A 12,400-nucleotide genomic window follows, 5' to 3' on the forward strand; every position below is an offset into this window, starting at 1 on the left:
TTTCGCCCTTGCTCTGCTGGTCACGTTTGCCCATGTGGCAGTTTTCCACGCAGAGCCATAGCGTGGAACTCAGGGCAGCCAGGAGACGTGGCCGGCCAGCAGGGAGTAACCGACGAAGGCCACGATGTCCAGCAGCGCGTGCGCCATGACCAGTGCCCAGAGCCGCCCGGTCCGCTGCCAGAAGCGGGCGAACACCAGGCCCATCACCAGGTTGCCGACCGCGCCGCCCACTCCCTGGTACAGGTGATAGCAGCCGCGGACCAGCGCGGACACCCCGGCCGAGGCGTTCTCCGACCAGCCCAGCCGGCGCAGCCGGTGCACCAGGTAACCGGTGAGCAGCACCTCCTCCGCCCATGCGTTGCCGATCGCCGAGATGACCAGCACCGGGGTGCGCCACCAGGTCTCGGTGAGCGTGCTCGGCCGGACCGTCAGGTTCACCCCGAGGTGCCGGCTGACCAGGTACAGGGCCAGCCCGGGGATCCCGATCAGCGCAGCCAGGCCGACCGCCCGCAACGCGTCCCGCGCCGGCTGGCCCAGGTCCAGGCCGATGTCGCGCAGCGTGAAACCGGCCCGGACCAGCAGGTACCAGCCCAGCGCGCCCCAGCCGAACAGCTGCAGCGCGTAGGTCAGCTGCAGCGCCATGTCGATGTACTGGTTCACCGCCGCCGGGGCGTTCAGCGCCACGCTCTGGTCGGAGAGCGGACCGGGCCGCAGCGCCGACTGCACCAGTGACAGTGCGCTGCGCAGCGCGGACATGCCGAGTGTGATGCCGAAGACCAGCCACACCTCGACGATGCCGAGGCGTCGTTCCTCGGCGGTGGGCTCCGGCCGGGCGGGAGAGGATGGGTTGAACCATTGGCGCAGCCTGCCCGTCACGGAGCCGCACGCTACCTGGCGTTACCCTGGCCTGGTGCGCCGGTTCATCTTCAGGCCGAGTTGGATGTTCGGTCACCTTGTCACGGTGGTCGCCGTCCTGACCTGCCTGTGGTTGGGCGACTGGCAGTGGTTCCGCGCGGAGACGACCGGTTCGGTGCAGAACTGGGGCTACGCGCTGCAGTGGCCGCTGTTCGCGGTCTGCTTCGTGGTCGGCTGGTGGCGCATGCTGCTCCTGGAGTCCCGCCGGCTGGACGACCTGGAGGCCGAAGCGGCGGCGCCCTCGGTCGCTGTGGAGAGCCCGGTGGAAAACCTCGCCAGCTCTGTGGAAGACGCGGCCCACTCTGTGGACAACGCCTCCGGCCCGGTGGGAAAACCCGCCGCCCCTGTGAACAACTCCGGCACGGCTGTGGACCCAGCCGCCGACGCTGTGGGAAAAACCGCCGGTTCTGTGGAGAAGCCGGCCGAGCCTGTGGAGAAGCCGGCCGAGCCTGTGGAGAAGCCGGCCGAGCAGGTGGAGAACGGTGTCGCGCCGGGTCGCCCCAACGTCGCGCCGGGTCGCGCCGACGTGTCGTCGGCCGGCGATGCCGAGGATCCCGAGGATGCCGCGCTCGCCGCGTACAACCGGATGCTCAGGGAGCTCGCCGAGCGGGACGCCGCGTCTCGCCGCTGACGTGCTGAGGGCGGGTCCGGCGCCAACGTCCGGCCCGAAGGTCGCGGGTAACCAGCCGCCGCCCGCATTGGCCGATGCGCACCGATGGCCCGCGGCACGGGCCGGGTAAGCCACCCGGAAGCGACCGCCGGAGACGGTGATCATGTAATGGCTCGGCGCGCCCGTACCGCTGGGTGCTGGCAGGATCTCCCGGTATGACGACGCTTGAGTTGGGGCCGGACGAGCTGCTCACCACCACGCGGTCGGTGCGCAAGCGGCTGGACCTGGACCGGCCGGTGCCGCTGGAACTGGTCAAGGAGTGCCTGGAGATCGCGCTGCAGTCGCCGAGCGCGTCCAACGCGCAGAACTGGCACTTCGTGGTGGTCACCGACGCCGACCAGCGGGCGGCGATCGGCGACTACTACCGGCGGGCGTGGCAGGCCTACGTGGAGTCGAAGTACTACGCGGGCAACCTGTTCGCCGACGACCAGGCCCGCGCCCGGGTGCAGACCCGGGTCGGGGACAGCGCGTCCTACCTGGCGGAGCGGATGGGCCAGGTGCCGGTGTTGGTCATCCCGTGCATCGACGCGGGCAAGGCGGACCTGGGCACCGCCAACCAGGCCGGAATGTGGGGGTCCATCCTGCCGGCCGCGTGGAGTTACATGCTGGCCGCGCGGGCCCGCGGGCTGGGCAGCGCGTGGACCACGCTGCACCTGAACTACGAGCGGGAGATCCGCGAGCTGCTGGGCATGCCGGACACCGTGCACCAGGGGGTGCTGCTGCCCACCGCGTACTTCACCGGCGAGACGTTCAGGCCGGCCCCGCGCCAACCCCTGGAGCAGATTTTGCACGTCGACCGCTGGTAACCCGGCGCATCGTGCGGCGGGCCGGCTCCTCGACCAGCCGGAACAGCAGGTGGGCGAGCACGAAGCTGGCCAGGAACACCACCGGGGTGAGCACCACCGACAGCGCAGAGTTGGCGCGGAACGCGGGGAAGCGCTCCATCACCGTCCACCACAGCTCGAACAGCGGCACGTGCACCAGGTACAGGCTGTACGAGATCCGCCCGCCGTGCACCGCCCAGCCGGTGGCCAGCAGCCGCGCCGGCCCCCGGTCGGCCAGCGCCAGCGCGCCCACCAGCACCGGGAACAGCAGCAGCACGATGCCGCCCTGCTCGGAGCTGCCGTCCGGCGCGGCGCCCAGCGACTCGCCGTAGTACAGCCCGGCCAGGATCAGCCCCAGCGTCACCCAGGTCAGCCGGGACGCGGCCGAGCGCACCCGCGCGGTGCGCGGGATCTCTCGGACGATCAGGTAGACCAGCACCCCGGCGGTGAACCCGGTCAGGATCCGCGCCGCCCAGGAGAACGCGAAGTACGGGCTGCCGGTGTTCAGGCACTTCACCGCCACCGGCGCCATCAGCGCCACCGCCAGCACCCCGAGGACCGGCCGGGGCCAGTGCCGCATCCGGTAGAACACCAACGCGGTCAGCGGGAACAGCACGTAGGCCAGCCATTCCGCGCTGATCGACCAGGCCGGGCCCACCCAGGAAACCCCGTCGTGCCAGGGGTGGAACCACAGCTGGGTCATGGTCATCTGGTGCAGCCAGGAACCGAGCGACAGATCCGGCTGCACGTTCTGGTAGGCCGGCGAGGGGTCGCCCAGGCGCAGCTTCACCACCAGCAGGTAGGCCCCGAAAGCCGTGGTGACCAGCGCGTACACCGGCCAGATCCGGCAGACCCGGGCCCACAGGAACCGCCAGGACACTCCGGGAGAGAACCGGGGCCCGACCTTCCCGAGATAGGTGAAGGCGATGACGAAACCGGACAGCACGTAGAACAGGTCCACCCCGAGCGCGCCGGTGGTCACCACCGCAAAGACCGGGGACCGCTCGCCGAGCAGCCGGTCCACCCAGTCCCCCGGGGTGAACTGGAAGTGGAAGACCACCACCCACGCGGCGGCGAACAGGCGCAGCCCGGTGAGCGGCCGGACCTCGCTGGGATCGGAGGCCAGGGTGCTCGCCGAGGCGAACTCCACGCCGAGCTTGCCGCGCTCGGGCGTCGGCCCGGGTCCCGGGGCGATTCCCGGGGCCGGCCCGGGCGCGGCAAGACGGTCGTGCGTGCTGGCGTGGGGTTCGGGAGCCAAGGTTCAGCCGGTCGATCAGCCGTGGTAGGCGCGGACCCAGTACCGCGAGCCGGTCAGCTCGGGCAGCGAGTTGCGGTAGGTGCGGCGCATGCGGGGGAAGGCCCGGGCCAGCCGGATGTGGTTGCCGACCGCGGTGCGCAGCAGCGACCAGAACACCTTCGGGTCCCGCTTGCGGTAGGCCACCCCGCGCCCGTCGGCGGTACCCACCGTGGCGCCGTCCAGCCGGGCCATCAGGAACCAGCGGGCGTCCTGCGCGGCCACGTTCAGCTGCGGGCGGCGGTGGTGCTCCTCCTGCGCCGGCATGATGTTGTGGATAAGTCCGGAGATCAGGGTCGCGCCGATGGTGATCGGGTTCGTCGGCGGCTTCAGGAAGCGCGACGCGCGCACCCGGTCCATGGACGGCAGCGGCAGTTCCTTGGCGCTGGACAGGACCCGGCCGTCGTCGAACTCGGCCCGCTTCTTGCGCACCTCGCCGAGCGCGGTGGGCAGCGCGTCGAACAGCGCCATCGGACCTTCACAGAAGTCGTGCATGGCCAGCTCCTGCAGCGCCACCGTGGAGTACTCCAGCGACATCAGGTGCTTGAGCGTGTTCTTCATGCTGTCCATCAGCAGCGCGCCGCCGCGCCGGTACGGGCTGTGCAGCGCGGCCACCACCAGCCGGTTGCGCAGGTGGAAGTAGGCCTGCCAGTCGGTCGCGTCGTCCTTGTCCGACCAGGGCATGTGCCAGATGGCCACGCCGGGCAGGGTCGCCGTGGGGAACCCGGCGCGACCGGCGCGCAGGCCGTACTCGGTGTCGTCCCACTTGATGAACAGCGGCAGCGGCAGGCCCAGCTTCTCGGCCACCGTCCGGGGGATCAGGCACATCCACCAGCCGTTGTAGTCCACGTCGATCCGCCGGTGCAGGTCCTTGGACTTGGTGGCGTGCCGCAGCGGGTACTTGGCGAAGTCGTGGTCGTGCTCCACGTGCGGCGCCGGGCCCCACTTGAACTTGTACCGGTCGACGACCTCGCCCATGGTGTGCAGGTGGCTGCGGGCCTGCAGGTTCAGCATCTGGCCGCCCACCAGGGTGGGCTGCTCGGTGAACCGGGAGAACGCCACCGCGCGCAGCACCGAGTCCGGCTCGATGACGATGTCGTCGTCCATCAGCAGGATCTGGTCGCAGTCGGTGTTGGTGAGCGCCTCGTGCATGCCCCGGGAGAAGCCGCCGGAACCGCCCAGGTTGGGCTGGTCCACCACGTTCAGCCGGTCGCCCAGCACGGCCGCCGCCGCCTCGAAACCGGCCTCGTCACGGATCTTCCGGTTGCCCTGGTCGGCCACGGTGACCGCGCCGAGGACGTCCAGCACCTTCTGGTCCTCGCCCAGCGCGGCCAGTGCGCCGACGCAGTCGGTCGGGCGGTTGAAGGTGGTGATGCCGATGGCCACCTTGGCCCGGCCGGGCGCGTTCACCGGGGCGTACCAGCTGGCCTCGTGCAGCGTGACCGGCTCGTCGTGGCTGGTCAGGTCGAACCAGTACCAGCCGCCGTCCTCGAACGGCCCCAGGTCCAGGTCGTAAACGGCCTGCTGGACGCTCTCCGTGTCGCCGCCGAGCACGCCGCCGGTGACGTGGATCTGCGTGCCGTCCGCCTTGGAGCGGTAGATGTCCACCCGGCACTCGCCCTCGGTGGCCAGCCGCAGCTGCACCCCCTCCAGGCTGGTCCAGCGCCGCCAGTAGCTGGCCGGGAAGGCGTTGAAGTAGGTGGCGAAGGAGATCTCCGACTGCGCCGGGACGCGCAGCGTGGTGCGGCCGTCGGCGGCGGCGCGCTTGCGGTTGCCCTCGTCCTCGTCCAGGTAGAGCGCACGCAGGTCCAGCGGGTCGCCGGTGCGCGGCAGGATCACCCGCTGCAGCAGCGCGCCGGGGCCGTCCCACTCGATGCCTCGGGCGACCGCCTTCGGCTCGGTCTTGGTCGGGGTGCGTCGCTTGCGCCCGGTGCCGCCGGATGTGCCGGAACCGTTCGGCGTGGCGGTGTGCTCGGCCAGGTCGGTCATCTCAGTCCTTAAACGCTGCGGGGGAGTCGGCGGCGCAAGATCATTAACTGACCGCGCACGCCCCCCGAGAGTAGTGGTCACGCCGCGGTACCCGGCGCCCACCCCCTGGGCGCGTCAACCGATTTTGCCAAAGCCCCACGGGCCGCAGGGCCGTTCTGCTGTACTTGGTCCACTCAGTCATTCGGCGGGTTTCAGCAGCTCAGATCGGGGAGAACCATGTCGCGACCGCTGTCACCCGCCGTGGCGACCGGGTTGGCCCTGGCGTGCCTGCTCGGCCTGACCGGGGCCGCCGTCGCGGCGGAGAAACCCGTTCCGGCGCACGGCCCGCAGTGCCCGGACGGCTACCGGCTGGACGCGGACGGCCGCAACTGCGTGACCGACGGCCTGACGCCCTACAACATGCCGAGCGCCATCCCGTACGACCCCAACCGCAACAACGACAACCGCTACCAGTTCAACCCGAACTGACCACGGGTCGAACCGGCTACCGGTCGATGGCCATGGCCGAGCCGCCGCCGCGGCGGGCCGTCTCGGCGGCGGCCACCCAGCGCCCGTCCGGGCGCCGTTCCACGCCGGTGGCCGAGCCGAACTCCTCGACCTCGGTGAACTCGTGGCCCCGGGCCGCCAGCTCGTCGCGTTCGGGTTGGGCCGCCAGGAAGGCCGGCTCGGCCTCGGTCTTCGGCTCGTTGCGCTGGGACGCGCGGGGTGCGGCGATGGCGTCCACCAGTGACATGCCCAGGTCGAGGCGGTTGACCAGGGTCTGGGTGATGGTGCTCAGGATCGTGGTGCCCCCGGACGAGCCGACGGCGAGCAGCGGTTGGCCCCGGTCCAGCACGATCGTCGGGGACATGGAGCTGCGCGGGCGGTTGCCCGGGCCGGGCAGGTTCGGGTCACCGGGGATGGCCGGGGTGAAGCCGAAGTCGGTGAGCACGGTGGTCAGGAAGAAGCCCCGGCCGGGCACGACCATGCCGCTGCCGCCGATCTTCCCGATGGTCAGCGTGTAGGCGACCACGTTGCCCTTGGCGTCGGCCACGGTCAGGTGCGCGGTGTTCCGGCCCTCCGTCGCGCCCGGGGCCGGGGCGACGGTCACCGGGGCGACACAGGAGGCCGGTGCGTGGGGGTCACCGGCGCCGATGGGGCTGCGCGCGGCGTGGGCCGGGTCGATCAGGCAGGCCCGGGAGTCGGCGAACTGCTTGGAGAGCAGCGCCGCCGTGGGCACCTCGTTCGCGGCCGGGTCGCCCACCCACCGGTTGCGGTCGGCGAACGCCAGGCGGGTGGCTTCCAGGTAGCGGTGCAACAGGTCGGTCGACCGGCCGCGTGGGGTGGTGCGCTCCAGGATGTTCAGCGCCTCGGCCACGCCGATGCCGCCGGAGGACGGGGCGCCCATGCCGTAGACGTCCAGGCCCCGGTACGTGGTGTGGGTCGGGTCCCGGGGTATGACCTGGTAGCCGGCCAGGTCGGCGGGCGCCAGCTTGCCCGGGCGGACGCCCTGGCCCGGCTCGGTCCGGGGCGCGTTGGCGGCGGCGACGATGTCCGCGCCGATCGCGCCGCGGTAGATCGCCCCGACGCCTTTGGCGCCGAGCCGGTCGTAGGTGGCCGCCAGGTCGGGGTTGCGCAGGGTGGTGCCCACGTCCGGGGGCTGCCCGCCGGGCAGGTAGAGCTGGGCGGTGGCCGGGAACCGGGCGAACCGCTTCGCGTTCTCCTCGGTCTGGGCGCGGAAGGCCTGGTCGACCACGAACCCGTTGCGCGCCAGCTCGGCGGCGGGCTTCAGTAGCTCGGCCAGCGGGCGGGTGCCCCAGCGGCGGGCGGCTTCGTCCCAGGTGGCCGGGGTGCCGGGGACGCCGACGGCCAGCCCGCTGGACATCGCCTCGTCGGCGTTGATGGCCTGGCCGTTCTCGGTGAAGTGGTTCGCGTCGGCGGCGGCCGGCGCGGTCTCCCGGCCGTCCAGGGTGGAGACCTTGCCGCTGGCCGCGTCGTAGTAGACGAAGAACCCGCCGCCGCCTATGCCGGTCGAGTACGGCTCGGTGACGCCCAGTGCGGCGGCGGTGGCCACGGCCGCGTCCACCGCGTTCCCGCCGGAGCGCAGCACCTCCAGGCCGATCGCACTGGCGTACGGGTCGATGCTGGCCACCGCGCCGCCGTCGCCGACGGCCTCCGGGCGCATCGCGGGGCCGGTCTGCTGGGAGGAGGAGGTGCACGCGGTCAGGGCCACGCCCACCACCGCCGCGACCACGAGAAGCCTGCCACTGATCACCTGACAGATCCTGCCGCACCCAGGGCAACAACCGAGGTCGCACCCCGGCCCGTCAGCCTTCGGCGCCCTCGGTCCAGTGGCGGTGCAGGCGATCGGCGGCCTCCGCGCGGCTCATGCCGGCGACCTCGGCCTCGGTGAGTCCCACCCGGGTGAGCAACAGGTGGACGAGTTCGGCGGGCAGCGCGTGCGGCGGTGCCTTCGGCGCCCCTCGATCCGGGGCGACGCCGTCCTGGACACACGCCCAGAACGTCGCCTCGTCCACGCCGAGCTGGTCGCGCAGGATGTGCTTCCACAGCTTGGCGCCGTAGCCGGTGCGGTTCGGTGGGTGGGAGACCCCGGTGCGGAGCACGCGGCCGTCCGGTAGCGCCAGCTCGTAGGTCAGGTGGTGCGTACCGGTGCGGCCCCGGGCGTCACGCACCCGCCGCCAACCTTCGGCCCGGCAGAACGTGTCGTGATCTTTCCGGGTCGGCGCCGGCCAGTTCACCGGGCGGGGGCCCCGATGATCCAGTTGCGCAGCTGGCGGTCGTCGGACAGCTCGATCAGCTGCACCAGCCCCCAGTTGTCCCGGTGGTTCGGGGCGTCCAGCAGGTGGTCCTGCCAGTCCTCGGCGTACTCGCGCAGCGCGGCCAGCATTTCGTCCACCGCATCGTCGAACGTCTCGCCGTCGGCCGCGACCGGCACGCCCGGGATGAACGCCGACCAACCGCCGTCCTCCGCGACCACCTCGGCCCTGGACGGCAGCAGTGAGGCGAGGAAGTAGCGCAGTCGCTCGACGTCCACCATCGCGGTACGGGCCGAGTCCCGACGCACCGTGGCCACCCGGCCGCGCTCGGCCGCGTCCAACAGGTCTTTCAGGTGCGCGCGGGCCTCGGTGTAGGAGTTGAGCGTTGGCATGTCATCAGTCTCTGCCTGAGATGCGAGTACGTCAAGTACTTCAGGTACTTGAGCCTCAGTCGTCCTCGCCGGACAGCGGGGTGCCGTCGGTGAGGTGCGGGGCCAGGCGGTTCTCGAACATGGTCAGCGCGGAGCCGATGGCCATGTGCATGTCCAGGTACTTGTAGGTGCCCAGCCGGCCGCCGAACAGCACCTTCCGGTTCACCGTCTCCTTGCGGGCCAGCTCGCGGTAGCGCTCCAGCTTGGTCCGGTCGCCGGCGGTGTTGATCGGGTAGTACGGCTCGTCGCCGCTCTCGGCGAACCGGGAGAACTCGCGCACGATCACCGTCTTGTCGCCCGGGTACTCGGCGCGTTCGGGGTGGAAGTGCCGGAACTCGTGGATCCGGGTGTACGGCACGTCGATGTCGTTGTAGTTCATGACCGAGGTGCCCTGGAAGTCACCGGTGCCGGTGAGCACCTCCTGCTCGAAGTCCAGCGTGCGCCAGCCCAGCTCGCCCTCGCGGTAGTCGAAGTAGCGGTCCAGCGGGCCGGTGTACACGGTCGGCACGTCGGGGAGCTGGTCGCGGACGGCGAAGTAGTCGGTGTCCAGCTTCACGGTGACGCCCGGGGTCTCGGCCATCCGCTCCAGCCAGGCGGTGTAGCCGTCGGTGGGCAGGCCCTCGAACGAGTCGTTGAAGTACCGGTTGTTGAAGGTGTAGCGGACCGGGAGCCGGGTGATGATGGACGGGTCCAGCTCGGTCGGGTCGGTCTGCCACTGCTTGGCGGTGTACCCCTTCACGAACGCCTCGTACAGCGGGCGGCCGATCAGCGAGATCGCCTTCTCCTCCAGGTTCTTCGCGGCGGCCGTGTCGAACTCGGCGGCCTGGGAGGCAATCAGCGCGCGGGCCTCGTCCGGGGTGTGCGAGCGGCCGAAGAAGCTGTTGATCAGGGCCAGGTTCATCGGGAACGCGTAGACCTGGTCGGCCACCCGGGCGAACACCCGGTGCTGGTAGTTGGTGAAGCTGGTGAACCGGTTCACGTACTCCCACACCCGCTTGTTGCTGGTGTGGAACAGGTGCGCGCCGTAGCGGTGCACCTCGATGCCGGTCTCCGGCTCGGCCTCGGAGTAGGCGTTGCCGCCGATGTGGTTGCGCCGCTCCAGGATGAGCACGCGCTTGCCCAGCTCGTTCGCGGCCCGTTCGGCCACGGTCAGCCCGAAGAAGCCGGAACCCACCACTACAAGATCAAAGTCACGACCCGTCACGCCCGCCGAGGGTAGTGGTCGCCGGCCGGCCGCCGGTCGGCGGGACTGTGTCAGGCGTTGTCCTCGAGCCATTGGACGACGTCCCGGTCCACCTTGTAGATGTGCACCTCGCCGCTGATGTGGGCCAGGATCAGCCCGGGCACCCGGTCCAGCCGTTCCAGGCCGGAGACCGTGGTCATCAGGCCGCCGCCGGTCCAGTCGTCCGGCGCGCCGTCCGCGCCGATGATCGGCGCCCGCTGGTCCACGTACACCCAGGCGATGTGCATGTCCAGGATGCGGCGGCGGACCTCCGGGTCGGTGGCCAGGTACCGGAAGTTCTTCATCAGCTGGTACGTGTACGGCGAGTCCGGCACGCCCAGCGTGCTGATCTCCACGATGGGCAGGTTGTCCCGCACGTACAGGTAGGTGGACCCGTCGTTCGGGCTGTTCATGATCCGTTGGCCGGGCTGGATGTGCCGGCGCAGCCATTCGGCGGCCGCCGCGTCGTCCGAGTCCACCCGGTAGAGCTGCGGGTTGGACCAGCGCTGGGACAACGCCTGCGCGGCGGTCAGCAGGTAACCCCGGGAGACGGTCGCCACGTAGCCGATCCCGCCCAGCGTGACCAGCAGGACCGCACACACCGCCGTGAGCCCGCGCGTCCACACCGGGCCTGGACGCCGCACGGTGCCGACCGACCGGGCGGTGTCGTCCAGCGAGAGCGGGTTGAGCCGGACCTCCCAGCGCTCGTCCACCCGCCGCGCCACCCGGCCGCCCACCGCCAGCAGGGCGCACACCAGGCCGATCGCCCCGAGCGTGGCCAGTGAGGGGGCGAGCATCGCGATGTGGCTGCGCACCCGGCCGGCGCTGTTGTAGAAGAAGCCCAGGATGGGCGCGGTGACCCCGTTCGGGTCGCGGAACGAGAGCGCCACGATGGTCAGCCACACCGCCCAGGTCAGCACCAGCGGCAGCGCGCGGCGCAGCACTAGCGCGGTGACCAACCCCAGGCCGAGCAGCAGCGTCGGCCACATCTGGATCATGAACCGGTCGTCGAACATCCCCCCGTAGATCAGCGGCACCGAGTTGCGCAGCGACCGGAGCACCGACACGTGCGCACTGTCCGGTGGGAACGCCCCGATCCGCCCGCTGACCGCGAGCGCCCCGCGCAGCACCGGCGCGGCGATCACCGCCGCACTCAGCAAGGTAACCGCGAGCACCGACAGTTGCGCCCGCAGCGTCTGCCGGCCTTCCCGGAAGAACAACATGCCCAGCCAGAACACCAGCACGGTCAGCCCGACGGAAAGCCCCGAGCTGGGATGCACGGTGACCACCCCGGCGCACGCCAGCCCCACCCCCACCGCGGTGCGGAACGCGCGCGGCCGGACCAGCAGCAGCGCCGCGACCACCCCGGGGACCAGCACCAGGGCCGACGCGTTGGGCAGCAGGCCGTTGTCCCGGGCCAGCTGGTAGGCCGGCCGGTACAGCCCGGAGGCGATCACGGCGGCCATGCCGGCGGCCAGGGTCAGCCAGGCGACGTCGTCGGTGAGCCGGCGCACCACGGCGGCGGCCAGCGCGCCGGAACAACACACCCAGGCCGCGCCGAGGATCATCGCGGCGGCGGCGTTCATGCCCACGACGGGGTCGCCGAACACGTCGCCGATGGTCGCCGCGACCAGGTGGAAACCGTCCGGGTAGTAGACCGTGCCCTCGCCGGTGAGCACGTCCGCCGGCATGATCTGCCACGGCGCGCCCTTGCCGCTGCGCATGATGTACGCGGTCAGCACGGCGTGCAGGATCGTGTCGTGGTCCTGGTTCCAGGTGGCCCAGCTGACCAGGCCCCGGGACCACGCGCGCAGCGCCAGGCCGACGGCGGTGAGCAGGAAGATCAGCCCAACCAGCTGGGCGAACACGGCGGTCAGGCCGGTCAGCGGGGGCAGTACGGACGGTGTGGTTTCCGGCGTCGGCGCCGCGCCACGCCGCCGGCCGAGCCGGCCAAAACGTCTGAGCCCGCCAAAACGTCTGAGCCCGCCAAGCCGGACGGTGAGGCTGACGAGCCCGGCGAGCAGGGTGAGCACCGCCGTGCCGACTACCAGTGCGGTCGGGCCGAACCGTGCGCCGACCAGCCCGGCCCCGCTGGCGGTGAGCAGCGCGACGCCGACCGAGGCCGCCGGGACCGCGCCGAGCAGCAGCAACCGCTGGCGCACGCCGAGCGCGAGCAGCACGGCCAGCCCCGGCCCGAACACGGTGGCCGCGGCGACCGCGAGCACTGCTACCCCGCCCACGGTTTCTCGCCTCCTCCACGGCTCGAGCTAGAGCGCGTCCCGCGGATCATTCAGCCGGC

Annotated in this window: 11 protein-coding genes; 3 read left to right on the forward strand and 8 right to left on the reverse strand. The window is 71.4% G+C overall.

All coding sequences use genetic code 11. From position 1 onward, the window contains the following. Positions 1–69: 69 nt before the first annotated feature. On the reverse strand, positions 70–876 hold the full coding sequence (locus ABEB12_RS31580; RefSeq protein WP_345703307.1) for a CPBP family intramembrane glutamic endopeptidase: 807 nt from the start codon (positions 874–876) through the stop codon (positions 70–72). 34 nt (positions 877–910) lie between these two features. Between ABEB12_RS31580 and ABEB12_RS31585 the strand changes: the two genes are divergently transcribed. Together ABEB12_RS31585 and ABEB12_RS31590 are read left to right on the forward strand one after the other, a co-directional pair. After that, positions 911–1,546, forward strand: coding sequence for a ribosomal eL19 family protein (locus ABEB12_RS31585; protein WP_185063388.1), 636 nt, complete (start codon positions 911–913; stop codon positions 1,544–1,546). Positions 1,547–1,740: 194 nt separating this feature from the next. Continuing rightward, on the forward strand, positions 1,741–2,391 hold the full coding sequence (locus tag ABEB12_RS31590; RefSeq protein WP_185063389.1) for a nitroreductase family protein: 651 nt from the start codon (positions 1,741–1,743) through the stop codon (positions 2,389–2,391). Here ABEB12_RS31590 and ABEB12_RS31595 read toward each other — a convergent pair. Together ABEB12_RS31595 and ABEB12_RS31600 are read right to left on the reverse strand one after the other, a co-directional pair. Beyond that, a complete protein-coding gene (locus ABEB12_RS31595; protein ID WP_185063390.1) occupies positions 2,336–3,667 on the reverse strand; it encodes an acyltransferase family protein in 1,332 nt (443 codons plus the stop codon). The two genes, ABEB12_RS31590 and ABEB12_RS31595, sit on opposite strands and share 56 nt — an antisense overlap. A 15-nt stretch (positions 3,668–3,682) precedes the next feature. Further along, a complete protein-coding gene (locus ABEB12_RS31600; protein ID WP_185063391.1) occupies positions 3,683–5,692 on the reverse strand; it encodes a glycosyltransferase in 2,010 nt (669 codons plus the stop codon). A gap of 216 nt (positions 5,693–5,908) precedes the next feature. Here ABEB12_RS31600 and ABEB12_RS31605 point away from each other — a divergent pair, with 216 nt between their 5' ends. Next, positions 5,909–6,160: a hypothetical protein gene (locus ABEB12_RS31605; protein WP_185063392.1), complete on the forward strand. Its 252-nt coding sequence runs from the start codon at positions 5,909–5,911 to the stop codon at positions 6,158–6,160. 16 nt (positions 6,161–6,176) lie between these two features. Here ABEB12_RS31605 and ggt read toward each other — a convergent pair whose 3' ends face one another. The 5 genes from ggt to ABEB12_RS31630 all read right to left on the reverse strand — a co-directional run bounded on the left by ggt (position 6,177) and on the right by ABEB12_RS31630 (position 12,341). Continuing rightward, on the reverse strand, positions 6,177–7,946 hold the full coding sequence (gene ggt / locus ABEB12_RS31610) for a gamma-glutamyltransferase (RefSeq protein WP_425572294.1): 1,770 nt from the start codon (positions 7,944–7,946) through the stop codon (positions 6,177–6,179). A 52-nt stretch (positions 7,947–7,998) separates the two neighbouring features. Continuing rightward, positions 7,999–8,364 (reverse strand): cytotoxic translational repressor of toxin-antitoxin stability system, encoded by a 366-nt coding sequence (locus ABEB12_RS31615; protein ID WP_345703308.1) that lies wholly within the window; start codon positions 8,362–8,364, stop codon positions 7,999–8,001. 62 nt (positions 8,365–8,426) lie between these two features. After that, entirely contained in the window at positions 8,427–8,840 is a 414-nt protein-coding gene (locus ABEB12_RS31620; protein ID WP_185063394.1) for a prevent-host-death protein, read from the reverse strand. Between the two features lie 55 nt (positions 8,841–8,895). Continuing rightward, positions 8,896–10,083 carry a UDP-galactopyranose mutase gene (gene glf / locus ABEB12_RS31625; RefSeq protein WP_345703309.1) on the reverse strand — a complete coding sequence of 396 codons (1,188 nt, stop codon included), beginning with the start codon at positions 10,081–10,083 and terminating at the stop codon, positions 8,896–8,898. Between the two features lie 50 nt (positions 10,084–10,133). After that, positions 10,134–12,341 (reverse strand): DUF6541 family protein, encoded by a 2,208-nt coding sequence (locus ABEB12_RS31630; RefSeq protein WP_185063396.1) that lies wholly within the window; start codon positions 12,339–12,341, stop codon positions 10,134–10,136. Positions 12,342–12,400: the final 59 nt, after the last annotated feature.

The organism is Actinospineispora eucalypti, from assembly GCF_039543365.1.
GTDB classification, from domain to species: Bacteria; Actinomycetota; Actinomycetes; order Mycobacteriales; family Pseudonocardiaceae; genus Pseudonocardia; species Pseudonocardia eucalypti.

Coding starts and splice junctions, on each gene's coding strand:
- ABEB12_RS31620 (WP_185063394.1), bottom strand. CDS start 8,840: ATGCCAACGCTCAACTCCTACACCGAGGCCCGCGCGCACCTGAAAGAC.
- ABEB12_RS31600 (WP_185063391.1), bottom strand. CDS start 5,692: ATGACCGACCTGGCCGAGCACACCGCCACGCCGAACGGTTCCGGCACA.
- ABEB12_RS31605 (WP_185063392.1), top strand. CDS start 5,909: ATGTCGCGACCGCTGTCACCCGCCGTGGCGACCGGGTTGGCCCTGGCG.
- ABEB12_RS31590 (WP_185063389.1), top strand. CDS start 1,741: ATGACGACGCTTGAGTTGGGGCCGGACGAGCTGCTCACCACCACGCGG.